Source organism: Polynucleobacter sp. Latsch14-2, from assembly GCF_018881925.1.
Lineage (GTDB): Bacteria > Pseudomonadota > Gammaproteobacteria > Burkholderiales > Burkholderiaceae > Polynucleobacter.
Genome location: NZ_JACVPL010000005.1, coordinates 117169 through 142320, shown reverse-complemented (window position 1 = coordinate 142320; position 25152 = coordinate 117169). Strand labels below are relative to the sequence as shown.

The 25152-nt window shown below is 45.8% G+C and carries 22 protein-coding genes and 1 tRNA gene; 11 read left to right on the top strand and 12 right to left on the bottom strand.

Annotated elements, in window-relative coordinates; genetic code table 11:
- Nucleotides 1-86: 86 nt before the first annotated feature.
- The 4 genes from ICN46_RS06525 (at nt 87) to ICN46_RS06510 (ending at nt 3808) form a co-directional block, all read left to right on the top strand.
- Entirely contained in the window at nt 87-359 is a 273-nt protein-coding gene (locus ICN46_RS06525) for a hypothetical protein (RefSeq protein WP_215311499.1), read from the top strand.
- A 34-nt stretch (nt 360-393) separates the two neighbouring features.
- Complete coding sequence (locus ICN46_RS06520; RefSeq protein WP_215311498.1) at nt 394-705, top strand: hypothetical protein; 312 nt, start codon at nt 394-396, stop codon at nt 703-705.
- A 56-nt stretch (nt 706-761) separates the two neighbouring features.
- The gene (locus tag ICN46_RS06515) at nt 762-2618 is read left to right on the top strand and encodes a DUF3857 domain-containing transglutaminase family protein (RefSeq protein ID WP_216206219.1); all 1857 of its coding nucleotides are present in this window, start codon (nt 762-764) and stop codon (nt 2616-2618) included.
- A 362-nt stretch (nt 2619-2980) separates the two neighbouring features.
- Nucleotides 2981-3808 (top strand): HNH endonuclease, encoded by an 828-nt coding sequence (locus tag ICN46_RS06510; RefSeq protein WP_215311494.1) that lies wholly within the window; start codon nt 2981-2983, stop codon nt 3806-3808.
- A 64-nt stretch (nt 3809-3872) separates the two neighbouring features.
- Here the strand turns inward: ICN46_RS06510 and ICN46_RS06505 are convergent, their stop codons facing one another.
- The 9 genes from ICN46_RS06505 to tsaE form a co-directional block, all read right to left on the bottom strand.
- A complete protein-coding gene (locus tag ICN46_RS06505) occupies nt 3873-4361 on the bottom strand; it encodes a P27 family phage terminase small subunit (RefSeq protein ID WP_215311492.1) in 489 nt (162 codons plus the stop codon).
- Nucleotides 4362-4834: 473 nt separating this feature from the next.
- Complete coding sequence (locus tag ICN46_RS06500; RefSeq protein ID WP_215311488.1) at nt 4835-6586, bottom strand: DNA polymerase; 1752 nt, start codon at nt 6584-6586, stop codon at nt 4835-4837.
- Nucleotide 6587: 1 nt separating this feature from the next.
- Complete coding sequence (locus ICN46_RS06495) at nt 6588-7172, bottom strand: hypothetical protein (protein ID WP_215311486.1); 585 nt, start codon at nt 7170-7172, stop codon at nt 6588-6590.
- 11 nt (nt 7173-7183) lie between these two features.
- Nucleotides 7184-7474 (bottom strand): hypothetical protein, encoded by a 291-nt coding sequence (locus tag ICN46_RS06490; RefSeq protein WP_216206215.1) that lies wholly within the window; start codon nt 7472-7474, stop codon nt 7184-7186.
- 137 nt (nt 7475-7611) lie between these two features.
- A complete protein-coding gene (locus ICN46_RS06485; RefSeq protein WP_215311484.1) occupies nt 7612-8019 on the bottom strand; it encodes a hypothetical protein in 408 nt (135 codons plus the stop codon).
- Nucleotides 8019-8975, bottom strand: coding sequence for a tyrosine-type recombinase/integrase (locus ICN46_RS06480; RefSeq protein WP_215311482.1), 957 nt, complete (start codon nt 8973-8975; stop codon nt 8019-8021). The genes ICN46_RS06485 and ICN46_RS06480 overlap by 1 nt, the downstream gene beginning before the upstream one ends.
- A 77-nt stretch (nt 8976-9052) precedes the next feature.
- A tRNA-Lys gene (locus ICN46_RS06475) sits at nt 9053-9128 on the bottom strand.
- A gap of 88 nt (nt 9129-9216) precedes the next feature.
- Complete coding sequence (locus ICN46_RS06470) at nt 9217-10566, bottom strand: N-acetylmuramoyl-L-alanine amidase (protein WP_216206212.1); 1350 nt, start codon at nt 10564-10566, stop codon at nt 9217-9219.
- Nucleotides 10556-11104, bottom strand: coding sequence for a tRNA (adenosine(37)-N6)-threonylcarbamoyltransferase complex ATPase subunit type 1 TsaE (gene tsaE / locus ICN46_RS06465; RefSeq protein WP_216206210.1), 549 nt, complete (start codon nt 11102-11104; stop codon nt 10556-10558). The genes ICN46_RS06470 and tsaE overlap by 11 nt, the downstream gene beginning before the upstream one ends.
- 42 nt (nt 11105-11146) lie before the next feature.
- Here tsaE and queG point away from each other — a divergent pair, with 42 nt between their 5' ends.
- The 3 genes from queG to ICN46_RS06450 are packed head-to-tail and all read left to right on the top strand — an operon-like array spanning nt 11147 to nt 13409.
- Complete coding sequence (gene queG / locus ICN46_RS06460; RefSeq protein ID WP_216206208.1) at nt 11147-12256, top strand: tRNA epoxyqueuosine(34) reductase QueG; 1110 nt, start codon at nt 11147-11149, stop codon at nt 12254-12256.
- Nucleotides 12257-12282: 26 nt separating this feature from the next.
- The gene (locus ICN46_RS06455) at nt 12283-13068 is read left to right on the top strand and encodes an AzlC family ABC transporter permease (RefSeq protein WP_216206205.1); all 786 of its coding nucleotides are present in this window, start codon (nt 12283-12285) and stop codon (nt 13066-13068) included.
- Nucleotides 13068-13409, top strand: coding sequence for a branched-chain amino acid transport AzlD family protein (locus ICN46_RS06450; protein ID WP_216206201.1), 342 nt, complete (start codon nt 13068-13070; stop codon nt 13407-13409). Before ICN46_RS06455 ends, ICN46_RS06450 begins: the two co-directional genes overlap by 1 nt.
- Nucleotides 13410-13415: 6 nt before the next feature.
- On the opposite strand, the gene ICN46_RS06445 is transcribed toward ICN46_RS06450, so the two are convergent.
- Together ICN46_RS06445 and ICN46_RS06440 are read right to left on the bottom strand one after the other, a co-directional pair.
- Nucleotides 13416-16514, bottom strand: coding sequence for an FAD-binding and (Fe-S)-binding domain-containing protein (locus ICN46_RS06445; protein WP_216206199.1), 3099 nt, complete (start codon nt 16512-16514; stop codon nt 13416-13418).
- Complete coding sequence (locus ICN46_RS06440) at nt 16511-17215, bottom strand: GntR family transcriptional regulator (RefSeq protein ID WP_216206197.1); 705 nt, start codon at nt 17213-17215, stop codon at nt 16511-16513. The genes ICN46_RS06445 and ICN46_RS06440 overlap by 4 nt, the downstream gene beginning before the upstream one ends.
- Before the next feature lie 187 nt (nt 17216-17402).
- Here ICN46_RS06440 and ICN46_RS06435 point away from each other — a divergent pair, with 187 nt between their 5' ends.
- From ICN46_RS06435 to ICN46_RS06425, 3 genes are all read left to right on the top strand, one after another.
- Nucleotides 17403-18587 carry a pyridoxal-phosphate-dependent aminotransferase family protein gene (locus ICN46_RS06435; protein ID WP_216206194.1) on the top strand — a complete coding sequence of 395 codons (1185 nt, stop codon included), beginning with the start codon at nt 17403-17405 and terminating at the stop codon, nt 18585-18587.
- Between the two features lie 106 nt (nt 18588-18693).
- Nucleotides 18694-19101 carry a GlcG/HbpS family heme-binding protein gene (locus ICN46_RS06430; RefSeq protein ID WP_216206190.1) on the top strand — a complete coding sequence of 136 codons (408 nt, stop codon included), beginning with the start codon at nt 18694-18696 and terminating at the stop codon, nt 19099-19101.
- A 6-nt stretch (nt 19102-19107) separates the two neighbouring features.
- Nucleotides 19108-20544 (top strand): DEAD/DEAH box helicase, encoded by a 1437-nt coding sequence (locus ICN46_RS06425; RefSeq protein WP_216206187.1) that lies wholly within the window; start codon nt 19108-19110, stop codon nt 20542-20544.
- Nucleotides 20545-20570: 26 nt separating this feature from the next.
- On the opposite strand, the gene gluQRS is transcribed toward ICN46_RS06425, so the two are convergent.
- Nucleotides 20571-21518 carry a tRNA glutamyl-Q(34) synthetase GluQRS gene (gene gluQRS / locus ICN46_RS06420; protein ID WP_370625489.1) on the bottom strand — a complete coding sequence of 316 codons (948 nt, stop codon included), beginning with the start codon at nt 21516-21518 and terminating at the stop codon, nt 20571-20573.
- A gap of 15 nt (nt 21519-21533) precedes the next feature.
- Between gluQRS and dnaE the strand changes: the two genes are divergently transcribed.
- A complete protein-coding gene (dnaE, locus tag ICN46_RS06415; RefSeq protein WP_216206184.1) occupies nt 21534-25148 on the top strand; it encodes a DNA polymerase III subunit alpha in 3615 nt (1204 codons plus the stop codon).
- The last annotated feature ends 4 nt before the right edge of the window (nt 25149-25152 follow it).

Sequence of the window (25152 nt, the reverse complement as noted above, 5' to 3'; positions counted from 1 at the left end):
ACTATAGGTTTGATTACAGCTTTTTTCGGAAACTTTTATAAATTAGATAATAATCTACCATGGGCCAAAAATACCTCTTCAGATGCATGAGCTGCAGCTACGAAACTGAATGTAGCAAAGGTCCTGATCGTGGATTTAATACTGCTGTAGAGCCCTATTTATGTCTCAATTGCCATGAAGTCGGTAATGTGACCACTGGCAAGGCGGAGCGCCGAGGAGGTCCAATTGTGGAAAAGATTCAGCCGACCTGCCGTAAATGTGCAGCAACTGAAAACTTGACCAGTTGGGATTTAATTACATGCCCAAAGTGCGGTAAACCGGATGTTTACTATCACTATTTATCATCGCCTTGGGATTAGTCGATATTTATCGGAATGCTTGGAGTAAGTCAACATGACTATGGCCACCTGTTTTAATTGCGGTGAAATTAAGTTTGGAGCTTTTGTCGCCTGTCCTGAATGTAAACAGTTACCATCAACTGATGATGATTGGATGTTGTCTCTTGCGATGACTGATCATTATTTTGACTCAGATACTCTTAGGCAAATGGGTCAAGCTATAAAAATGGGTGAAAAACCCAATCTGGATGAATCTACAAGAGCAAACCTTATGAAGGAGCTGATTAAATTTAGGGAGTCTCCCATGGGATTTTTAGTTGGAGGTGCCGCCAAGTCCCCAATTAAAAAGAAGTGGTGTCAGATCTAATCATGCTCATACCTTTTCTTAAGATTACAGTTAAAAAAATATTATCAAATCATTTTTTGATTTCTGAATATCTTGTTATTTGTATTTTGACTTTTATCGCACTGCCTTATGCAGTTGCTGATTCACAGAATATTGAGGCTCTATCAGTTGTAGAAAAAGACATCACTGATGTATTTGTTAGGGCCGATGGTTCTGATGACGAAACCATTGAGCGGCAGGTTTTAATTCGGTCGCAGTTGGCTGTTGATACAAGCTCACAGGTTGATATTCCATATTTAAATAATTTTCAAACTATCAAAGTAATAGAAGCCTATACGATCACGCCTGAAGGAAAGAAAATTTTCGTTGGAAAAGATGCAATCAGAACTGTAGATGGAGATAGCTCCGATGGTAAGTCTCAGTTCTCGGATGTCAAACACCGCATTATTATTTTCCCAAACGTTAGCCCCGGTTCTAAGACTTATTACAAGGCGGTCATATCTACTAGCAAGCCTTTATTTCCTGGGCATTATTTTGTGCGCTATTGGTTCGGACCTGGTACGCAATGGCAGAACTCTGAGATTAATCTTTCCCATGATCCCAAGATTCCTTTGCAGGTTGATGCAAGAGGTGTAAATGGAGGCAAGATTGCAATGGGTCCAAATGGCGAGGTTAGGTATCGCTTTAGTTATCAAAGCAATGGAATTCAGCTAAGCGAGCCAAATCAAATTGCTGATTCAGATTTTGCTCCACATGTTTATATTTCTTCCTTCAAAGATCAGCTAGATATGGCCCGTGCATATGAATTACGTGCTAAAGATAAATATCAAGTAACGCCCGAGGTGCAAAAGTTAGCAGATCAAATTACAAGCGGAATAAGCGACCCTAAAGAACAAGCTAAGGCACTATATTTTTGGGTAAGTAAAGAAATAAGATATGTAGCGATATTTTTAGGCGCTGGTGGTGTAGTTCCTCATAGTGCTAATACGATCATCAAAAACCGATATGGCGACTGTAAAGATAAGACTACTTTATTAATTGCGTTACTCAATGCAAAAGGTATAGCAGCTAGCACTGCAGAAATTAATTTGGGAAATTCATATGAGCTACCAAAGCTAGCGGTATTAGGGCCTTTTAACCACGTGATTACCTATATCCCAGCTTGGGATATTTATGTTGATCCTACGGCGGAGCGGGCTCCTTTTGGAGTTTTGCCTCTCAATGAAATGGATAAGCCCACTGTTTTAACTGGTTTAGGAAAAATTGGCAGAACCCAAAAGCCTTTGGCTGATGAAAATACCGTATCAACAAATGTTGAGCTGATCATAGCCAATGATGGCGGCATCAAAGGTCAGTCTCATACAGTATATTCAGGCGCTGAGGACATAAGTGCGCGTTACGCTTATGAAGGTGCTGATAGTACTTATGGTAAGCACTTTGTAAGGGATAACTTAATAAATGCTAGATTGTCTGGAACTGGTATCTACAAGCTATCGTCGGCCGACGATTTAAGCATCCCCTATAGTGTTGATACTGAATTTGATGTAGATCCTGTAACTAATTTTCCAGGATTGGGTGCAATTAGTCCTCCAATGGGACTTGCGCCTGCTGAGTTGTCTAAACTTGCCTACAATAAGCCGCCACAGAGAGTTACAAAGCCGGTTGTATGTCGCTCCAGATCCGTATTTGAAACTCTGGTTATTCGCTTTCCGGATGATGTGAAAATTTTTATGATTCCAGAAGGAGTTTTATATAGACAGGCTGGAATTGAATTTTCCTCAAGTTATTCCCGGCATGGAAATGAGATTAAAATTAAGAGAAAAATGAAGGTTCAGCATCCATCAATGATTTGCGATGTTCAGGATATTGAGAATTGGAAAAGGTTTATATCTATTCTTCAGAGAGATTTGAGAGGTCAAATTTTTTATGAATAATCAGGATTGTTGGCTTATTGCAAATGAGCTTAAGAAATATGAATTTTTGAATCACTACCACTTCTATAAATACTTTCTGGCCTAATATTTAGTCTATTAGGTGACGTGTAATGAGAAAAGGAAGACGGTTTTATGTAGAGTTCAAGTTGGAGGCAGTCAAACAGATCGTTGAACGGGATTTTTGGATTCCGGTTAGCTAAGACCTCAACGCAATAAGCAGATTGTATTAACTAGGGGCGGCAACAGTCGCCAATGGCCTCTTAAGGCCGATAACAGCTAACCAAGACTAAAGGAGGATTGACCCGTCACTCCTGGAGCTAAGCATTAGGCGCTTAATATTTCACCTAGCTTAGAATAACTGGATGCCATTTAATCCAAATCTTGAGCAGGGCGCTGAACTCATTAATGAGCAGTTGTGCAATCTTTTTGGTGTAAGCCCACAGGGAGGCATGAGAAGATCGCTTAAAAATGAAGCTTTAGTGCTAATTTCGAATCGCGTTGAGTCTCTCTATCAAGACCGTTTTGTAGATGGAGTAATTTACTACACAGGCATGGGGCAAATTGGCGACCAAGATTTAAATGCCGCTCAAAACAAGACCTTAAAAGAATCACTGTCAAATGGTATAAGTATATTTTTATTTGAGGTCCTTGAGACAAGAAAATATACCTTTACTGGTCAGGTTCAGTTGGTTGGGGAGCCTTATCAAGAAATCCAAGAAGATGTTGAGGGCAAAGATCGAAAGGTCTGGATGTTTCCTTTAGGCCTTGTTGCAGGGCAGGTCCTACAGCCAGTACCAGTTGAGAAGGTAAAAGAGTTAGAGGTTACGCGTGAGCGCCAGATTACTAAGTTAGACAGGGTAGAGCTTGTTCACAGGGCTAAGCAGGCGGCTAAAGTGCCAGGCTCAAGGTCGGTAGTTGCTAAGCAGTACCAGCGGAATGAGTATGTGGCGGAGGAGGCTAGGCGAAGGGCTCTAGGTACCTGCCAGCTATGTAACACCGCCGCTCCATTTGCTAATAAATCTGGTCAGCCTTACCTTGAGGTTCATCATGTCGTTTGGCTTGCTAGAGGTGGGGAAGACAGTCTTGAGAATACGGTCGCTCTTTGCCCAAATTGCCATCGTCGAATGCATGTTCTCGATTCTGATGCCGATAAAAACTTACTGCTCACCAAAATAGCATCACACCAATAGTTGTCTCCAATCATTCTAATAACCAACGGATCGTTGGTCCGTTGGTTAGGGAAGATCAATAAGGCTATTTCTTGCCAAGCACGCTATCTAGGTCAAATGGCTCTTTAGGTTCGTTGCTCCAGCCATAGGGCCCACGCATAAATCTCTCAAATTCACGATTTGGCTTTGGTTTGAGAGGGAATCGACTTTTAGGTGTTAGCCCAAGCTCATTCATTAATAAGACTGCTTTTGTAATAGCCTTATCCCGAATATCGACATGATGATTCTTGCCAGTTACACCATTGTGGTGAGTCACTACCAGCCCGTTAGTTGCGATTTCCTTGCAGCAGGTGACGAAAGTCTCTAAAACCTCCGCGAGCATCGCTAGGGCGTGTTTATCCTGTTCTGTGCTGCTTCCGTATGCGTCCCATAGATACTGTGATGCTTCGTCGATAAAAGTATATTTATCCCAAGTTTGAGGGTCCTTAATCCATCGTGCCAGAGGCACTCTTTGTAATACATCTTCTGGTTCCGACTCTTGGTTAACTGAAGTTGAGTGTTGTTTGTTTTTCATAGGAATACCCCTGTTTTTGAAAGTTGGTCTTGCGAAAATTTGGCCCCGTGCCTGCTTTGGCTAAAGAGTCAAATGTTTTAGTTTCTAATGCTGTGGGTGTTTGTACTTGGTTGCGCCTACCTGCATTGCCTATATCCAGAAGGGTGACAATGGGGTAGGCACCCCTTAATAGGACTAATTTAATTAATCCTGAATTATGTAAACGCTTTAAGCATTGCTGCCTTGATTGCCTTTTAATTCCAGAGAGAAAGTCAATGTTGTGATCTAGCTTAAAAGTGTATGAGCCATTAATTCCAGCATAAAACCAAAGGCATTGAGCTATTAGCCCAGTTGCGATGCCCAGTTGATTTGCCTTATAGCTCCACAAATAAGGTATTGGACCTTTTATGAATAAGTGTGATTTTGTTTGCATATATATAGTTAATAAAAGATAAATAGATTGGACGGGTGTTAAGTTAGTTAACAGGAGGGTGTTAACTTGGTAACTCCTCGTGCTGGACGATTTGAAGGATTGCCATTACCTTCTCCCAAAATTCTGCTGCACCATCTTCTAGAAAGCGTTGCGGATAACGCAAGATTGCCGCATCACTTGACAGCGCAAATCCAGAAAGCATTTTTTGACTCGCTAAACTCATGCAGGTTTGTGCAATAGCTACATGCTCGTCAATCAGATCATCTGGGGCTTGAATGAGAACTGCGTCATGCACGGGGGCGCACAGCGTGATGCCCTTTTCCACCATCAAAATACAAGCAATGCGTAATAACTCTGAAGCATTAGCCTGCATAGGAAAGTTGCGAAGACTGCGTGGGTTAAGGTCTGATTGAACATTTAGATTCCAGCCATACAGGGTAGTCACTCTATTAGCGCTGACTGTGTGGTTATAAAAGTTATCAGACCAATTCCAAAACTTACTGTAAACACGCCTGTGAATGTCGAGCAATTGTTTAGCGCGTACCTTGGGCTGCTTAATGCGTAGTGCTAAGGCGTCGGCACCCATGCCATATTGGGTTGCTAAGACACATTGCTTATATTGCTCACGCTCGGCAGCATGGGTTTTCTTAGTGGCATCCTGGGGAACAGCTCCTGCTTGCTTTGCAAAAGCGAGATAGGGATCGCCACTCATGTAGGCGGCTTTCATATTCTCATCATTTGATAGCGCTGCAGCGATACCAAATTCTTGTTGAGACCAGTCTATGTAGGCGATAGGAAATCCTGGCTTTGGCTGGATGAGTCCGCGCGCCCACTTACTTAGCCCAAACACGAATTTCGTAGTTGAGGGTTGATTGCGTCCAGTAATAGAGCTAAATGGCGATAGAAGGCAGCGATTTCGACCATCTAGTCCAACTTGTAACGCGTTAAGTCTCATCTTCCCAAGGCTATCGCGCAAGTTACGTAGCGGTGCCAAGATGGGAAAGGTCTTAGCCATGGTTTTGAATGTTTCATCATCCAAGGCTAGTCTGCCACTTGCTAATCTAGGCCAGCGCATGTTCTGCGCCTTTAAATATTCTTCAAATAATGATTCTTTGAAGCTGCCATTAATGTAAACGCCGTAATCTTGGTCGATATCTTTAATTAACTTGGCTTTAATTGCATCCCAATGAACGCAAAGGTCTTGATAGAGTTCAAAATCAATTGGTACACCAGTTGACTCCATGATTGCCAATGCAATGTTGTACCGCCCTCGTAATAACGCCCTTGGTAAATCCACTAGCGGTGCCATGGCATCTAAAAGATATTTGAGGGAATCTACATCGCTTTGGCAGTATTCAAGAAGCTGTTGCTTTTCAAGCTCAGTAAATGGGCCGCCTCGGAGCGCAAGATCACGCATTTCGGTTTTATGGGAGCCTTCAATAGCAGGAAGCCCAAAGAATTGAAGTGCACCTAGTAATGAGCGACCAAATGGCAGGGTGGTGCCATTGGTGAGGTTTCTAAACTCGGTATACAGATCAAGAATGTAGTCTGGCCATGACCAACCTAGCGCGTCGTAACAACCCATTTCTGCGCTGGCATAAAAAGCCACCAAGATTGCTTTTGGATTTTCCTTGAAAGGGTGGTCCTCCATTGCGTACAGCTCGTCAGCCCAAATATGTTTGTATTCACCCGTTTTGGTGTTGAAGGAAACCATACAAATTACTTCAATGGGATTGCCTTCTTTGCCACCTATTTTCCTGAATTCAAAATCGATGAGGATAAATTCATACTCTGAAAGATTATTGAGTGCCATATCAAACCCTGCCTTCTAATTGCTTGATGTAAGGATGGTCCGGGCTGGAAATAACATTATTTAAAAACACTGCTTGAATAAGCTCAGGCATTGTCTGGTCAGGCCATTGAGGCTCTCCAAGATTATTTGCTGCCTTGATGATTATGTATTGTTGCGCGTTCATATCGGACTCAATACGCACCCACTCGACTTCGGCGATTTGGATTGCTTGAATACAAGTGACATTCCACAAGTTTGGACGTCCGCTTAAGTCTGGTATTGGCTGGGCAACAATTTTTGGAACTCCTGCGTTATCCACTGCCAATCGAAGTAGCTTTGGCATCGCCGCTTTCCCCAAGTAGCCTGCTACGGCATGCGTTGCAATATAGGTCTCGCCACTGTCTTTATCCTCCACTATCAACACAGGTACTTGATAGCTTGGATCTGGGTGCACTCTGGAGAAGCGGTGTTTATTCAATTTCCCAAATGATGGTTTGGTTGGGAGCTTTACGCCGCCAATGGTGTTTGTGTAGTTATCAGGGAGACGCAATTGGTCTAGCCATGAGGGACTCCCATTTTTTAATTCTGGGTTAGGGGTTGTATTCATATTTACTTTCTTTAATTTGATGTTGTTAATGCACAAGATCTAACTCCATGCAATCGATTGCTCGATGCACGGCGAGTTTTTTCTTGTAGAAGTTGAATCAGCGTGGGAACAAAGTCCGGTTGGACTATGTGAAATTTCCCAAGCAGTTTGACGAGCACACCCGCTTCGATTAATTCTTGTGAATGGGTGCGTATAAACCAATCACCTGAGTATTTATTTTTAAATAGCCTGTGACCCTCGGGGGAGTCTAGAAAATCCTTAAAAGACTCCAGATTTTTTGGTAATTCATTTGCGTAATTCATGTAATTCTCTCCAAAGTTAAGTGGTAGCGCGTGATTAATGCGCGACCACTCCACTATGGACGAGAATTTATGGTGTTACAACGTGTAAGTTGTTGATTTAAAACCGCTTTTCTTAGAAAACGGTAAACTTTTATAAATTATTTTTTCAATTCCCTATGCTTACGAATCTTCTCTGCAATAGTTCTTTCTTTCCCAAATCTATTTTCGGCAACCCCTCTATCTTCATCCACCAACTTTATTATTTGTCTTGCCACCTTGCTAGAAGATTTGATTGTATGAAGGCGGATGTTTTCTTCATACAGATCTATTAATGAGGCTTCCTTAGCTTTTCCCTTCCCCTGCCCTCCTGATCTAGCAATGGCAGTAGCGTTATTAGAGATGGCTATCTTCATTAATCGAGCCTCATTTACCGTGCCTTCAAGAGAGCACAATAAATTTAATCTAGATTCTTCTGAAAGATTGGAGGCGTTAAGAATGCCATACATAAACCTTAATTTGATTTGTTCTGTAGTTAGGATTTCTTTTTTCTTTTCTGGCTTACTCATTAGATTGCTCCTTGTGAAGAAAAAATTCGATTAAGCATTTCAGCTCTGGAATCAACGCATAAATGCGAATAGCGTTTTGTCATCGCTAGTGATTTATGCCCTAAGCTATCAGCAATTGCCAAGAGGGGTGCGCCTCGTCTGGCTAGCCATGACGCGTGTGTATGACGCAATGTGTGGAAAACTACTCCTTCGATTTGTGCATTTGCCAAGGCTACCTCCCAGGTCTTATTAAAGTTCATAGGTTTAGTTGGGTACTTCCCACAAAATACTAAATCCTCTTGCTTTGATTTGCCAGAGAACCTTCTTAATTCCTGTAATACATCTGTCATGAGAACTAAAACAAAGGGTTCACCATTTTTAGTCCTGGCACAAAAGGCGCGCCCTTCATTTAGATCGACATCCTTCCACTGGAGGCTTAAGAGGGTTCCGCGCCGCGCCCCCGTGGTGACGGCAAGCATGATCAGTAGAGTAAGTTTTGGCCAGGTCGATACGCGAGAGGTTTTTAATAGCCTATCGTATTCAGCCTCAGAGAGATAACGCGAGCGTGCATTATCTTCTGGCATACGCTGGGTTTCGGAGACAGGATTTGTCCAAGTCTTTGGCATGAGTCTTTTGCGACGGGCCCAAGAGAGTATGGATTGCAGCGAACAACGATAGCGATTGATAGTTGCTGCAGCAAGTGGTTTGTGAGTGGCGATAATTTCTCCACCCTTTTTATTCCCTCCACGATTAAATAGTTTGCCGCGTTTTTGTAGAGCTTCTAGAAAGTCATCTACATCATCAGCGTCAATCTCTGATGCGACTTTATGGCCCAGTTGCTGGACGATAAAAGACAATCTATTACCAAATGAGGGGTCACGGCCTTGATAGCAGGCCATATAGGAATCAGCCAAGGCTGATAGGGTAAATGCTTCGCCCCTAATCAGGGGGCTTATTACAGTGTTACTTGTGTTCATGATTAGTTCTCCAAATTAAATACCAACGGACTGTTGATGAATATTTGTCGACGCTAATCACGCGCCACTACTTAATTTGGTGGGTCGGGCGAGATTCGAACTCGCGACCAACGGATTAAAAGTCCGCTGCTCTACCGACTGAGCTACCGACCCAGTAAAGACAGAAATTATAGCAAGAACTGGAGGATGCTTCCCTAGTGTGCAATGGTGTAGCCCACAACGCCTTGTAACTAGGAGTAAATCAGGAATTTACCTGTCTAGCAACGGGTGGATTTCTGGAAAAATAATCCTGAATTCCCTTCAAAATGGCCTCGGCAATCCTGTCTTGATAGCTGTTGTCATTGAGCTTGGCTTCTTCCTGAGGGTTGCTAATAAAAGCAGTTTCCACGAGGATGGATGGGATATCCGGGGCCTTGAGGACTGCAAAGCTAGCCTGCTCAACTTTGCCCTTGTGGAGGGGGGCAAAGCCGCTAATTTGCTTCAGAATCGAGTTGCCAACCTGAAGGGAGTCCTTAATCTGGGCTGTGGTCGACATATCGAGTAGCAGGTTCGCCACTTGTCGATCTTGCGTCTTAATATTGATGCCCCCAATCAAATCGGAAGCATTTTCTTTATTTGCCATCCATCTCGCCATGGTGCTACTCGCGCCCATTTGGGAAAGGGCAAATACAGAAGCACCTTTGGCATGCGTCTCAATAAACGCATCAGCATGAATTGAAACAAAGAGATCGGCTTGTACGCTACGGGCTTTTTGAACGCGCACATGTAAGGGTACAAAGTAATCGCCATCCCTCGTCAAGAATGAACGCATATAAGACTGCTCTTCAATCTTGTCGCGTAGGCGCTTTGCTATTGAGAGCACGACATGCTTTTCTTTAGAGCCCATCGAGCCAATTGCCCCTGGATCCTCGCCGCCATGGCCTGCATCAATCGCAATGGTAATTAGGCGTTTGTATTTGGCTGGTGCTGGTGTCTCTTTAGCTTCTGGAATGGCTTGCGCCACTGGGGCGCTGGGTTTTTCCGGTCTATCTTTTTTGACGGCGAACTGCGCGATCAAATCTACTTCTTCATTGGACTTTGCCAGAGCACTTTCTTTGCGAGCACTGTTCTTAACCAATTCCATGAGGGGGTCTGGCGGCGTGCTGGGATAAAGATCAAATAACATGCGGTACTGGTATCCAGCCACAGGATCTAAGGTGTAGAGCTGAGGCTTGATGGGCTCTTTTAGATCAAACACTAAGCGCACGACATTAGGCTGAAATTGCCCAACCCGAATTTGTGAAACATAGGGATCGTTAGGTTTTACTTTGGCAACCAAGTCTTTGAGTGTCGGGTTGAGCTCTAAACCCTGGACATCGACCACTAGACGATCGGGATTGGTCAGTATCTGTTGGGTAACTGGTAAGGGGGTATCGGACTCAAGGGTGACGCGCGTGTAATCATCCGATGGCCAAATACGCACTCCTAGAATCTTGGCACCCCAGGCAATATCAACCTCAGTTAATAGTAGAGCGAAGCTAAAGGCTTTTGCAGAGGCCTTGAGAACTTTGCGTCTACTAGTGTTGATGCTTTTGGATTCTCTACTGGTCATGAGCCCGCTTCAAAACGCTTGTACCTGTTTCTGAAAGGGCATTAAGAATAATGCTCCGCTCATTTTCTTCTTGGCCTGCAGTAAGTTGAATCTGAATGTCAAAATTCGGCAAGCTACCCTCGGCTTTTTCTGGCCACTCGATTAAGCAAAATCCTGGAGTATCAAAGTGTTCAGCAAATCCAGCCTCTTGCCATTCAAGTGGATCACGCATGCGATAGAGGTCGAAGTGATGCGCTGTGATGGTGCGATCTGACTCTTGCTCATCAATAGTGACTGAGTAGGGTTCGCAGAGGGTGTAGGTAGGACTTTTGACTTTGCCAACATAGCCCATGCCTTGGATAAGATAGCGAGCAAAAGTAGTTTTACCGGCTCCTAGATCGCCTTCCAGTGAGATGTTGAGATGCCCCTTGGGATCTTGTTGCAGAAATTGACTCAATCCTTGCGCTAGCCATTTGGCTAGCTGGGCAGTGTCTGTTTCTTGCCTACAATGCTGATTGATAGAGTAAATGACTGTTTGAGTCACTGGAATTTGATTCATTTAGCTAGTTTATTCAATTATTGAGCTACATTCCTATTCAATATGCCTGCCAAACCTACTTCTCCTTTACTCGATGAGGGCAATCTGCGTGATTGGCTAAGGCAGCAGGCTGTACATTTTGGTTTTGATGGCTTGCGAATCACAGATACCAAGCTTGGAATAGCCTCAGAGCATCTCCAAGCATGGCTAGCCGAAGGTCGCCATGGCCGCATGGAATATATGCAGCGCCATGCAGATTTGCGCTCAGACCCTCAATTGTTGGTGCCGGGAACTGTCAGGGTAATTTGTGTGAGCATGAACTACCTTTCTCTTGGAATTGATTTTGAGCGTGAGTGGCAACGTATTGCAAATCCATCCCAAGCGGTAGTTTCGGTATATGCCAGGGGGCGCGACTATCACAAGGTCTTGCGCAACCGTTTACAGGAGTTTGCTAAAGCAATTGAGCTGCATATTGGAGCTTTTGGCTATCGCGTGTTTACAGACTCAGCCCCTTTGATGGAGGTCGAATTAGCACGCAAAGCGGGCTTGGGTTGGCGCGGCAAACACACCCTGTTACTTAATCGTGAATCTGGTTCCACCTTCTTCTTAGGTGAGATCTTGGTAGATGTGCCTTTACCAATCGATCAGGAGGAAGAGTCGCATTGTGGCACTTGCACATCGTGTATCAAGGTATGCCCCACACAGGCCATTACCGCTCCCTATCAATTGGATGCGAGGAGATGTATTTCTTATTTGACGATTGAGAACCCCGAGGCTATCCCGGTAGAGTTTCGTCGCGCTATTGGTAATCGGGTTTATGGCTGTGATGATTGCCAGCTCATTTGTCCATGGAATAAATTTGCCAAACGCACCGAGTTACCAGATTTTGCAGAGCGACATGGTCTAGGAAATGCCAGTCTTTTGCACTTGTGGTCTTGGACTGAAAAAGAGTTTGAGCAGCGTCACGAAGGTAGCGCTATTCGTCGGATTGGCTATTCGAGGTGGCGACGCAATTTGGCCGTAGCCATGGGCAATGCGATGGTTTCGGAAGATTTGCCTGAAGCTGATAAAGGTTTAATGCGCGATGTACTGCTAAGTGCCTTGCCTGATGCAGGCCCATTGGTTGCTGAACATATCGAGTGGGCTCTTGAATTAGCGGCCTCGTCAGCGTAATGCTGACCAAGCTTTTACAATAGTCTATGTCTTCAGAAAATCTGCCATATCTCGATCCTAGCGAGATCCCGCTAGAGGGTTCGGCTGCCCAGCGTTTCAAAAATCGTAGAGATGCATTTTGGTCTGGTATTCGGGATGCCTCTGGCACTCCTGCGATGGTGCTCTTTTTTGGTATGGTTGGCTTTGGGGCAATGAGTAAAACCAACGGCCTTGATATTTGGCTAACAAGCTTAAGTAGCTTATTGATCTTTGCATTGCCAGGTCAAGTTGTTTTCTTGGAGATGTCGATTGGCGATGCTTCGGCATTAGCCATTGCGCTTGCTGTCACGCTGACATCGACTCGTTTTATTACCATGACAGTGACCCTCTTTCCGCAACTGCACGACCGGGATCGCAATCGTAGCCTATATGCTCACGTGCATTTATTAGCAATGACTGCATGGTCTGTATCGATGCGCGAGTTTCATTCAATTGAAGCGAAGCACCGCTTAAATTACTTCATTGGCATTGGTTTATTGTGTTGGATTCTTGCAGTGCCGGGAACAATTTTGGGCTATTTCTTGGCAGGCAGAGTGTCGACAGCAATGACCTTAGGTCTGATTTTTATTAACCCACTATTTTTTCTGTTGACGTTTACGGAAGTGAAGCCCTGGGTTAATCGGATCGCGATTGCTCTAGGCTGTATCTTTGGCCCGGCGTTTTATTTTTTGGATCGTGATACTAGTTTGCTGACTACGGGCTTGCTTGCTGGAACTTTGGCCTACATGATTGATCGTAAGTTATTGCGCAAGAAGCCAGGGGTGCTGGGCTAATGGATTTTCATTTTGAGGACTGGGGTCTATGGGCTGCATTGGTAGGTGCCAGTGTAGGTACTTATGTATGTCGTGCTATTGGTGTTTTGCTATCAGGCCGCATTAATCAAAATAGCGAGATTTTTCGCTGGCTCGCTGCAGTGACATATGCAATGATGGCTGCATTAATTGTGCGTTTAATTTTTTTACCTGTCGGTCTACTAGCTACAGTGCCGCTGTGGATGCGTATTCTGATTTGTGCTCTGAGTTTTGGCGTGATGATATCGAGCCCCAAGCGTCGCTTGGTGGCTGCGTTATTTACGGGCACACTCCTAATTGTCTCTTACGGCGCCTTGCGTTAAATCTCGTTAGTTTTTCTCTGCTAGGTGCGCAGCTAAAATCTGTGCAATATGTACCGCCTCTCTTTGCGCGCCATCGTGGATTTGATGACGGCAACTTGTCCCATCAGCAACTACCCAGCTATCCGGTGATTTTCGGATCGTTGGCAAGAGACTTAGTTCAGCCATTTTTTTAGAGACATCAATGTGTTCTGCTTCATAGCCAAAACTGCCTGCCATACCGCAGCAAGAAGATTCAATCAGCTTGGGGTCAGCACCTGGAATCAGTTTTAGCAGTTCCATCGCCGGTGTTACTGCGGCAAAAGATTTCTGGTGACAGTGACCATGGAACAGAATTGGTCGTGTTACAGCCTTAAGATTGAGTTTAAGTTTTCCTGATTTGGCTTCGCTCGCTAAGAATTCTTCTAATAGTTGAGCATGTTGGCTAACATTCACTGCACGCTCACCAAAGCCCATTACGAGCGCCTCATCCTTGAGGGTGAATAAGCATGACGGTTCTAATCCAATAATCGGAATACCTTTTTCTGCATAAGGCGCTAGGTGGTCCACTAATTCCTCGAGAGTTTCTTTGGCTTTGTCGACCATGCCGGCCGCAAGATAGGTTCTGCCGCAACAGAATTCTTTCGAGCAAGCGCTGGCTTTTTGTATCTCACTTTTATTTTGATTCCGTAGATTATTTTTCTGAGGAATATGCACGCGATATCCAGCTTCATTAAGGACTCTGAGTGCTGCCTGCAGATTTTCATTTTCAAAATAGGCGTTGAAAGTATCTGCTAGCAAGACAACGCCTTTATTGTCTTGATGATTAGGGGCGCTTAGTTCTTCTGGTGTGAAGTGGTGTGCGCTAACTCCTTTTTTATTGCTCCAGAAAGTAGTTCTTTTCCAGACGGGCAGACTCCTTTGCGCAGAAATGCCCATGAACCATTCCTGTAGCTTGGCAATCAGCCCAATGCGATTACGTAGATTCAGTAAGGCGGCAAGCCCCGGCGTGTTGCTAATAATTGCTGCATATTGCGGTAGGTAAGCTACCGCTAAGTCACGTAGTGAGTGACCAACCCGTTTTTTGTAAGCTGAGAGAAACTCAATTTTCATTTTTGCCATGTCAACACCAGTAGGGCATTCACGTCGGCAGGCTTTACAGCTCACACATAAATCCATCACCTCTTTGATAGCGTCACTACCCAAGGGGGATTCGTGCTGAATATCGAGTTGATTCGACATGGCTAGACGTAAAGTATTAGCGCGCCCACGAGTCAGGTGTTTCTCATCGCGAGTAACTCGGTAACTAGGACACATGACCTCGGCATCAAACTTTCGGCAGTGCCCATTGTTATTGCACATTTCTACTGCCTTCGCTAGACCCATAGCGGGGTCGCCGCCAGTTCCGGGCGCGCTGGTTTCTTCGGTGACAGGGTTGTTTTGCACATTCCAAGCTGACCAATCTAGTGCTGGCTGGAGTGGAATAACTTGATAACTTGGTGGGTAGCGGAAATAGCTTGCATCGTCCATCTTGGGTGGATCGATAATCTTGCCGGGGTTAAATAAACCCCGAGGATCAAATGCTGTTTTAATTTCTGCGAGTGCTTCAGTGATCTTTGGTCCAAATTGCCAAGAGATCCATTCGCCTCGACATAAACCATCACCATGTTCGCCGCTATAAGCCCCTTTATATTTGCGTACTAACTCTGAAGCCTCTTCTGCAACAGCCCGCATCTTTTGGGCGCCGTCACGCCGCATATCCAGAATGGGCCTAACATGCAAAGTCCCAACAGAAGCATGGGCATACCAAGTGCCGCGAGATCCATATTTAGCAAAGACATCGGTGAGTGCTTGGGTATATTCAGCAAGACTTTCAAGTGGTACTGCGCAGTCCTCAATAAAGCTAACCGGTTTACCATCGCCTTTGAGGCTCATCATGATATTGAGACCAGCTTTACGCACTTCCCATAAATTCTTTTGTGGGCTTGCATCAGGCATTGTTACTACTGAGCCTGGTAAACCTAAGTCGCTCATCAGATCTTGTAATGAGGTGAGTCTTTCAATTAGGGGCGCATGTTCTTCACCAGAAAACTCTACCAGTAAAATAGCCTCAGGCGTTGGACTCTTGGGGTCTATTAAGGCAGTTTCGATAGTTTTCTTGAAGCTGGGATTGCTGCGTGCCAGATCAATCATGGTGCGGTCTACTAACTCAACTGCAGTAGGCCCCAGTTTGACAATATGTTGGGCGCTATCCATAGCCTTAAAAAAGCTAGCGAAGTTTACGACTCCCAATACTTTATGTTTGGGTATGGGCGCTAGCTTGAGTTGCAAAGATTTGAAATAAGCTAGAGTGCCTTCGCTGCCCACTAATAGGTGCGCCAAGTTCACACTGCCGTCGGCTGTGTAAGGCAGCTCACTTTGAGGATGGAATACATCTAAGTTGTAACCGGCAACGCGTCTCAGTACTTTTGGAAAGTGAGCCTCGATTTCTGGGTGGAGTTTGTCGGCGAGACCCTTAACAAAATCGCCCAATTGTTTTGCGGTACCCGAGCTGTGGGCGTAGTCACCAAATTGTGCAACTTGACCACTGGCCAGCCACGCATCAATACCTAAAACGTTGTGCACCATATTGCCGTAGGCAATCGAGCGGCTGCCGCAAGAGTTGTTCCCAGCCATGCCACCAATCGTCGCTTGACCTGCCGTAGAGACATCCACTGGAAACCAAAGGCCATGCTGTTTGAGTGAAGCATTGAGATGATCCAAGACAATGCCCGGCTCAACTTCGACAGTGCCTTTGCCTAAATTCAGATCGAGTACATTTCTGAAGTACTTACTGTTATCGATGACAAGAGCTGCGCCAGTGGTTTGACCGCATTGGCTCGTGCCACCTCCGCGAGCGAGAACAGGTACCTTTAGTTCAGCTGCGATTTGGATGGCGCTGGCAATATCTTCTTGCGTTTTTGGAACAAAGACCGCTACTGGCATTGCTTGATAAATAGACGCATCAGTAGCATAACGTCCACGACTGGCGATATCGGTCATGACCTCGCCGGAGGTTTCTTGGCGCAGTCGTTTTGCTAATTGCTCTTTATGGATGATGAGTTCTTTGAGCTCAAGGGGTTTGTTCATACTTTGCTAACCTCATTGTGAATCTGCGCAGTACTGCCATCTTCCGATTGAAGAAGTTCAATCACGACATCACGTTTATTAACAACATGTTGAATCATGACTTTACGCATGCGCTCGCTATCATGCGCTTTAAGTGCGTCAATCATTTCTTGGTGCTCTTCAACTGCCTTCTCCCATTTCACACCATTTTGATTAGAGCGAAAGCGTAAGGCTTCGATGCGAGCATTGACTTGTGAAAAAAGCTTCCCTAAGACTGGGTTATTAGCCGCCTGATTAATCAGATGATGAATTCGGAGATTTAATTTGTAATAACTAGATAGATCGCGACGGGCATAAGAGGCCATCATTTCATATTGAAGGGCTTCTAATTCAGAAAGAGCGGCAGCGCTAATATTCTTGGCTGCCAGTTCTCCTGAGTAGCCCTCTAACTGGGCGATGACATCAAAGGTGTTGATCACATCCTCTTGGCTGAGTTGCACTGCAATGGCGCCGCGATTGGCAATCAGTTCCACCAAGCCGTCGGCAGCTAGACGTTTGATCGCCTCCCGAATAGGGGTACGAGAAACATTCAGGCTTTCGGCTAACTCGCGTTCATTGAGTTTGCTACCGGGGGTGATAGCGCCTTCTACTAGCAAGGATCTCAATTTTTGGAAGGTGGCCTCATGCAAATTCTGTGAATTGGGCTGCGAAATGATGTCCATGAGTTTCTTGAAGCCTTTGATAAATTTGTATACAAAATTACTTTTTCTAATGATAAATCATAAATTAAGCTAAATTAAGGCTTTATTTTTCCAATTAATGAATATTTTTTGCATACAAAAATGAAAAGTGTCTAAAATTACCTTACACTAGACCTACTGTTAACCATCAAATTACACAAGACAAACCATGTTGAAATTAGATAACCATCTTTCTGGACGCCATTTCTTACATATTCCTGGTCCGAGTCCAGTGCCTCCAAGGGTATTGCGCTCGATTAGCTATCAAACCATTGATCATCGCGGTCCTGAATTTGGCGCATTTGGACTTCAGGTTTTGGCGGGTATTCAGAAGATTTTTCAGACCAAGCAGCCGGTCATCATTTATTCCGCATCTGGAACCGGCGCTTGGGAAGGTGCGTTAGTCAATGTCTTAAATCCCGGCGATAAAGTTTTGTTTTATGAGACCGGTCAGTTTGCCAATTTATGGCGCGCACTTGCCAAGCGCATTGGCTTAGAGCCAGAAGTGATTGGCAAAGTCGGGCAAGATACTTGGCGTTGGGGTATCGATGCAGATTTAATTGAAGAGCGTTTACGCAAAGACACTCAACACGAGATCAAGGCAGTTTGCGTTGTTCATAATGAAACCTCTACCGGCGTGACATCCAATATTGCTGCGGTTCGCAAGGCTATTGATGCGGCAAAACATCCTGCCTTATTGTTAGTAGATAGCGTATCTGGTTTGGGTTCTGCCGAATATCGTCATGATGAATGGGGAGCAGATGTCACTATTGCTGGCTCGCAAAAAGGCTTGATGTTGCCACCCGGCATCGGGTTTAATGCACTCTCTCCACGTGCGATTGAAGTTAGTAAAAGTATTAAAACGCCGAAGTCTTATTGGGCGTGGGATGAAATTTTAGAATCCAATAAAACGGGTTACTGGCCAACGACTCCAAGTACTAATTTGATGTACGGCTTACATGAAGCAATGGACATGATGCTGGCCGAAGGTTTGGACACAGTATTTGCGCGTCATCAGCGTTTGGCGCAAGCTTGTCGTCAGGCGGTAGTTGCTTGGGGCCTAGAAAACCAATGCCTAGATACTGAATGTTATTCACCAGTGCTCACTTGCATTTCTGTTCCCGAGGGTATGGACGCTGATTTGCTACGTAAGCATGCCTTGGAAAAGTTCAACCTTTCTTTGGGTATAGGTCTAGGCAAAATCAAGGGGAAAGCCTTCCGTATTGGCCATCTGGGTGATTGCAATGAGCTAAGTCTGATGGCCGCTTTAAGCGGAGTGGAGATGAGTTTGGGTGCCATGGGCTTCAAACCTAAGGCTAGCGGGGTGGTTGCTGCGCAGGAGTTCTTAAAGTAAGCCCGCTATACGACCTATAATTGAGTAAATTGAACAAAGTGATTAAATCACCAAGAAACCTTTGTGTTGAAGGTGCTTTGATCATACTTAAGATGGAAAGAGAAACATGTTAGCTACTAAACCTTATTTAACCCAGGCCGATGTACAAAAGATTTTGGATGCCGCCAATCAGCACGCTGCTGAAAATAATTGGGCTGTGACAATTGCCGTTTGTGATGATGGCGGTCATTTATTGGGTTTGATTCGTCGTGATGGTTGCGCACCTGTGTCAGCTTATATCGCCCAAGAAAAAGCACGTACAGCTGCAATGGGTAAACGCGAGAGCCGCGTGTATGAAGAGATTATTAATAACGGTCGCATTTCTTTCTTATCGGCTCCGCATATTGCGGGGATGTTAGAGGGTGGGGTCAATATCGAGGTAAATGGTTTTACCATCGGCGCAGTCGGCGTTTCCGGCGTTAAATCGACCGAGGATGCTGCCACTGCTAAGGCCGGCATTGCGGCCATTCTGTAAGTTACCTTGACTAATACTGTTACTGAAATAAACACCTCCACAGCGGTCGCTGAGAGCGGCGCCCCTGAAGCAACAATTACTTTTGCTGACTTTGGTTTAGACCCGCAGATTCAAAAAGCGGTGTCTGAGCAGGGCTACCTTACCCCAACTCCTATTCAGGCCAAAGCTATTCCTCATGTATTAGAGGGTAGAGACCTCATGGGTGCAGCGCAAACGGGAACGGGCAAAACAGCAGCTTTCGTTTTGCCAATCATTCAAAAAATCCTGCGTCATGCTAGCAAAAGCTCTTCACCCGCCCGTCATCCGATCCGAGCTTTGGTCCTAACGCCTACTCGTGAGTTGGCTGTGCAAGTCGCAGAGAATGCCGCCAGCTATTCAAAGCATACGGACTTACGCGCTGCTGTGGTTTATGGTGGCGTTGATATGAAAGAGCAGGTTGCAATTCTGCGCAATGGTGTTGAGATTTTGATTGCTACCCCAGGGCGATTACTTGACCACATTGGATCCAAAGTAGCAAATTTGTCCCAAGTGGAAATTCTGGTTTTGGATGAAGCTGATCGTATGCTCGATATGGGCTTTTTGCCAGACTTACAACGCATCATTGATTTGATTCCGGCACAACGCCAGACCCTTCTGTTCTCAGCAACTTTCTCCCCAGAAATTAAGAAGTTGGCACAAAGTTATTTGCGCACTCCAGTGACGATTGAAGTTGCCCGTCAAAACGCTGCAGCAGATACGGTGAAGCAGGTCATTCATATGGTGTCTTCTGCAGATAAGCAGCGTGCCATTGTGAATATTTTGGAGTCACGTACGCGCCAAGGTTTGTCGCGTCAGTGCATTATCTTTACTAATAGCCGCTTGGGTTGCGCGAGATTATCGCGCGCTTTGGAGCGTGATGGCATTAAAGCTGGCGCGATTCACGGAGACAAAAGTCAGGGTGAACGCACCTTAACTTTGGATGCCTTTAAGTCGGGTGCGATTGAGGCCTTGGTGGCAACGGATGTTGCTGCGCGTGGCTTGGATATTCCAGATATGCCTTGTGTGATCAATCATGAATTACCATTTAGCGCCGAAGATTTTATCCACCGCATTGGCCGTACTGGTCGAGCTGGTAGCACGGGCGATGCAATTGCTTTAGTGGATGCAAGCGAAAAGCGATTGCTCGATGACATTGAGAAATTAATGAAGCGTAAGTTGGATGTCCGGCCGTTGCCAGAAGGAAATTCTGCACCTAACAGGGCCGCATCAACTAGCAGAGCTTCATCGAGCCATGCTGCACCAGCAAAAATATCTGACCCATTTTTCTATATGCCTTACGAGGCGGCGGCTACTCCTAAGACGAGCAACCCAGATGGGGCTGCTATGCCAGAAGTCAAGAAAGTTGGTATTACGCCTGCTAAGCCTGCGGTTGGCGCTTTGTTGGGTGGCCTCAAGAAAAAATAATCTGCAGGCAGTCTGTAACGATTACTTTATATTTTTCCCATGCTGTGACTGCCCCATGCATGAGTGGCTGCTAATAGCCACTCGGCAATCGATCTATTTTCTCCGCTCGGTAAATCTCTAAGCCCTAAATGCATTGCTGCTTTCTGTAACTCTAGCAGCGTACTCTTGGCGTCCTCGGTATTAATTTGGCTTGCCAAAGTTTGTTTACTGAGTTTTTCGCCATGCTTGTCGAGGACGAGTGGTAGGTGTAAATATTTTGGTCTGCTATAGCCTAAGATATTCTGTAAGTAAATTTGTCGAGCAGTGTTGCTGAGCAAGTCGGCACCACGCACAATATGAGTAATGTTTTGCTCAGCATCATCGACCACTACCGCCAACTGATAAGTGAAGAGACCATCGTTGCGACGCAGAACAAAATCACCCACTTGGGTACTGACATTCTCTAAATGGGTTCCTAGGCACTTATCCTCAAATTCGATCAGGAGATTTTTAGGAAGGGCCAATCTCCAAGCTGCTGTACTGTTGGCTAAGGTGTTGATTTCAATCTGTGCGGGGCGGCAGGTGCCCGGGTACACCATTTCTTGGTTGCGGGACATCTCAATTCCTTGGGCTGCAAGCATATTTGCAATAGTTTGGCGGGAGCAGGTGCAGGAATAAACCAATTTCTGCTGATTTAAGGCTTCTAGAGCCCTTTGATAACGCTCTTGGCGCTCAGATTGCCAGATGACCTCCTCGTCCCACTGCAAGCCGCAGGCAAGTAATTGGCGTAGGATTTCTCGATCGGCTCCAGGGATGCACCTGGGCCGGTCTATATCTTCTATTCTGAGTAGCCATTGCCCCCCATTTTTCTTGGCATCTAGCCAACTTCCAAGGGCAGCAACCAGCGATCCAGCATGCAGTGGACCGGTGGGCGATGGGGCAAATCGCCCGCGATAGGCGCTGGCTGGGGGTGGGGGATTTTTTGCGTCGTACACAGCTAAAATGATCTCATGGCTTCACCCCGTTTCGTTCATCTTCGCTTACATTCCGAGTTTTCAATTACGGATGGGATTGTACGCATTGACGATGCGGTAGCGCAGGCCGAAAAAGATGGGATGGGTGCCTTAGCCCTGACCGATCTGAGCAACTTGTTTGGTTTGGTGCGGTTTTATACGGCCGCCCGGGCAAATGGTATTAAACCGATTGCGGGTGCTGATGTTTGGGTGAGCAATCCCCAAGATCCCGATCAACCTCACCGTTTGCTCTTATTGGTGCAAAACCATTCTGGTTATCTGAATCTTTGCCAGTTACTGAGCCGCGCATCCTTGGATAATCAATCGCGCGGTCGCGCTGAAGTCGATCCTTCCTGGTTTACTGAGCCTGCTTCCAAAGAGGAGGATAAGAAGGCTAAAAAAACCTTAGCTCATGGCTTGATTGCATTATCGGGCGGTCGCTGGGGTGATGTTGGTGCAGCACTGCTAGCAGGTCATGAAGACCAAGCTCGGGCAGCCGCAGCGCGCTGGGCTAAGATTTTTCCTGACTCCTTTTTTATTGAAGTGCAGCGTGGGGGTCATCCCCAAGATGAGCAGCATCTTCAGTTGGCCTGCCATATGGCAAGTGCCATGGACTTGCCTGTGGTGGCTACTCACCCAGTTCAGTTTATGCAAAGAAGCGATTTCACGGCGCATGAAGCGCGTGTCTGTATTGCTGAAGGAGAGTTATTAGGTAATCCACGTCGCCAAAAGAAATTTAACGAAGAGCAATTCTTTTTATCTCAAGAGGAGATGGAAAAGCGTTTTGCTGATTTGCCAGTGGCCTTAGAAAATTCCGTTGAAATCGCTAAACGTTGTAACTTGTCCTTGGTTCTTGGTCAGCCCCGCCTACCTGATTTCCCGACGCCTCCCGGTATTACGCTCGATGACTTTTTGTTGCAGCAATCCGAAATTGGTCTAAAACGCCATATGGAGCGCAATTTTCCGGATCCAGAAGAGCGTGCAAAAGAAGAGTCGCGTTACCACGATCGCCTAGTATTTGAAGTGAAGACGATTTCTCAAATGGGCTTCCCAGGTTATTTCTTGATCGTTGCAGACTTTATTAACTGGGCTAAAAACAATGGTGTTCCAGTTGGGCCGGGGCGTGGATCTGGGGCTGGTTCTTTGGTGGCCTACTCGCTTGGTATTACCGACCTTGATCCATTGCGTTATAACTTACTGTTTGAGCGCTTCTTAAATCCTGAGCGGGTATCGATGCCTGACTTTGATATTGACTTTTGCCAGCATGGGCGCGATCGCGTCATTCAATACGTTAAAGATAAGTACGGCAAAGATGCAGTAAGCCAAATTGCAACATTTGGCACGATGGCGGCGAGAGCGGCGATTCGTGATGTGGGTCGCGTTCTAGAGCAGGGCTATAACTTCGTTGATGGGATAGCAAAACTAGTACCTAACAAGCCCGGTCAATATATGACCATTGATATTGCGAAGAAAGAAGAAAAGCAATTAGCCGAGCGCGAGAAAAATGAAGACGAGGTACGTCAATTGCTCTCATTGGCTGAGCAGCTCGAGGGCATGACACGAAACGTGGGTATGCATGCAGGGGGTGTGCTGATTGCTCCTGGCAAGTTAACGGATTTCTGCCCCCTGTATACCCAGGAATCAAAAGATCAAGATAGTAGCTCCGTCATTAGTCAGTTCGATAAAGATGATGTTGAAGCGATTGGCTTGGTGAAATTCGATTTTCTGGGGTTAACAACCTTAACGATCTTGGCGGCGGCAGAGCGCTGGATTAAAGGACTCCACGCTGATCGCAAGGATTGGAACATCGGCGAAATCCCGCTCGATGATGTGGGTGCATTTGAGGTTCTCAAGAAGGCCAATACTGTTGCAGTATTCCAGTTGGAAAGTCGCGGTATGCAAGGTATGCTGCGTGAGGCTAAGCCTGACCGTTTCGAAGATATTATTGCCTTGGTAGCTTTATATCGACCCGGTCCAATGGATCTCATTCCTGACTTCATTGAGCGGAAACATGGGCGCCAAAAAGTAGAGTATCCCGACCCTCGGATTGAATCTGTTTTGCATGAAACCTACGGCATTATGGTGTATCAGGAGCAGGTGATGCAGATGGCGCAGATGATTGGTGGTTACTCACTGGGCGGTGCCGATATGTTGCGTCGTGCGATGGGCAAGAAAAAGCCTGAAGAGATGGCGCAGCATCGCAAAATTTTTAGTGATGGCGCAAAGGCGGGCGGCATTACCGAAGGCAAAGCAAACGAAATTTATGACTTGATGGAGCGCTTTGCAGGCTATGGGTTTAATAAATCTCATGCTGCTGCTTATGCGCTTCTGGCCTATCAAACCGCTTGGTTAAAGGCCTATTACCCCGCTGAATTTATGGCGGCCAACTTATCGCTGGCGATGGATGACACCGATAAGGTGAAGATTCTCTACGACGATTGCCTGAATAACCAAATCAGAGTGTTCTCGCCCGATATCAACACTGGTGTTTATGAGTTCACGCCACTTCGCGCCCCAGATGCTGCCCCGGGTTCACCCTTAAGTCATATTCGCTACGGCTTGGGTGCGGTAAGGGGGACAGGTCAAGCAGCGATTGAGTCAATTGTTAAGGTGCGCGAAGCTGGCGGCCCATTTAAGGATTTGTTCGATTTTTGCGCGCGCGTTGATCGACGCCAAGTAAACCGTCGTGCGATTGAAGCTCTGATGCGGGCCGGTGCATTTGATAGTCTTTATCGCGCAGAATGCGCTAAGAGCGGCAATTTATATGACATCCGCTCTACGCTATTGGCTTCCTTGGCGCGTGCGATTGAGGCGGCTGAACAGGCCGAAGCTTCTGTGCACCAAGTGAGCTTATTCGAGGTAGCTGGCGAAGAAGATCGCCATTTGCCTGAGCTAGTGCGCGAGCCAGTATGGTCTGAAAAGAAACGCCTTCAAGAGGAAAAGATTGCTCTAGGTCTTTGTTTGACTGGGCATATGTTTGACGCCTATCGCGAGGAAGTTTCCCACTTTATTCGTCAACCACTTGCTAAGGTTACCGAAGGCAAAGATCAATTGATTGCGGGCATTATTACCTCGGCACGCATGCTAACCGGTCAACGCGGTCGCATGATGATTGCCACCATTGATGATGGTTCTGCTTCAATCGAAGTCACGCTTTATAGCGAAGTTTATGAGCCCAATCGCTCTTGGCTCAAAGAGGATGAGTTGCTAGTTGCCAAGGTAAACGTCACCCCCGATAAGTTTTCAGGGGGTATGCGCATCGTATCGGAAGCAGTGATGGACATCACCGGCGCTCGTATGCGTTTTGCTCGCAATATTCACGTTTTTATTGATTCTGCAACCGATCTCAAGATGTTGCGTACGCAGATTGGTCCTTATTTGATGGTCAATCGTGTCCGAGATCCCAAATTAGGTGCTGCGCCACCAACTGTCAGCGGTAATGAGGGTGTCAAAGGTTTGATGTTAACTGCAGCGGTTACCACCAGTGGCGGCGCTTGCTTGATGCAGTTCCCAGAAGAGCTCAGAATTTATCCTGATGATGCATGTTTGCACAGTCTGCATCAAATTTTGGCATCTAAGCAAGCTAACCCAGTTCAGGTTCAATACCACTAAAGAG

Bases quoted from the DNA above. Each gene is read 5' to 3' on its own strand.
- ICN46_RS06480 (WP_215311482.1), bottom strand. From the start codon at position 8,975: ATGAACACAAGTAACACTGTAATAAGCCCCCTGATTAGGGGCGAAGCA.
- ICN46_RS06430 (WP_216206190.1), top strand. From the start codon at position 18,694: ATGTTAGCTACTAAACCTTATTTAACCCAGGCCGATGTACAAAAGATT.
- ICN46_RS06485 (WP_215311484.1), bottom strand. From the start codon at position 8,019: ATGAGTAAGCCAGAAAAGAAAAAAGAAATCCTAACTACAGAACAAATC.
- tsaE (WP_216206210.1), bottom strand. From the start codon at position 11,104: ATGAATCAAATTCCAGTGACTCAAACAGTCATTTACTCTATCAATCAG.
- ICN46_RS06520 (WP_215311498.1), top strand. From the start codon at position 394: ATGACTATGGCCACCTGTTTTAATTGCGGTGAAATTAAGTTTGGAGCT.
- dnaE (WP_216206184.1), top strand. From the start codon at position 21,534: ATGGCTTCACCCCGTTTCGTTCATCTTCGCTTACATTCCGAGTTTTCA.
- queG (WP_216206208.1), top strand. From the start codon at position 11,147: ATGCCTGCCAAACCTACTTCTCCTTTACTCGATGAGGGCAATCTGCGT.
- ICN46_RS06500 (WP_215311488.1), bottom strand. From the start codon at position 6,586: ATGGCACTCAATAATCTTTCAGAGTATGAATTTATCCTCATCGATTTT.
- ICN46_RS06455 (WP_216206205.1), top strand. From the start codon at position 12,283: ATGTCTTCAGAAAATCTGCCATATCTCGATCCTAGCGAGATCCCGCTA.
- ICN46_RS06510 (WP_215311494.1), top strand. From the start codon at position 2,981: ATGCCATTTAATCCAAATCTTGAGCAGGGCGCTGAACTCATTAATGAG.
- ICN46_RS06445 (WP_216206199.1), bottom strand. From the start codon at position 16,514: ATGAACAAACCCCTTGAGCTCAAAGAACTCATCATCCATAAAGAGCAA.
- ICN46_RS06525 (WP_215311499.1), top strand. From the start codon at position 87: ATGAGCTGCAGCTACGAAACTGAATGTAGCAAAGGTCCTGATCGTGGA.
- ICN46_RS06440 (WP_216206197.1), bottom strand. From the start codon at position 17,215: ATGGACATCATTTCGCAGCCCAATTCACAGAATTTGCATGAGGCCACC.
- ICN46_RS06505 (WP_215311492.1), bottom strand. From the start codon at position 4,361: ATGAAAAACAAACAACACTCAACTTCAGTTAACCAAGAGTCGGAACCA.
- ICN46_RS06450 (WP_216206201.1), top strand. From the start codon at position 13,068: ATGGATTTTCATTTTGAGGACTGGGGTCTATGGGCTGCATTGGTAGGT.
- ICN46_RS06470 (WP_216206212.1), bottom strand. From the start codon at position 10,566: ATGACCAGTAGAGAATCCAAAAGCATCAACACTAGTAGACGCAAAGTT.
- ICN46_RS06435 (WP_216206194.1), top strand. From the start codon at position 17,403: ATGTTGAAATTAGATAACCATCTTTCTGGACGCCATTTCTTACATATT.
- ICN46_RS06495 (WP_215311486.1), bottom strand. From the start codon at position 7,172: ATGAATACAACCCCTAACCCAGAATTAAAAAATGGGAGTCCCTCATGG.
- ICN46_RS06490 (WP_216206215.1), bottom strand. From the start codon at position 7,474: ATGAATTACGCAAATGAATTACCAAAAAATCTGGAGTCTTTTAAGGAT.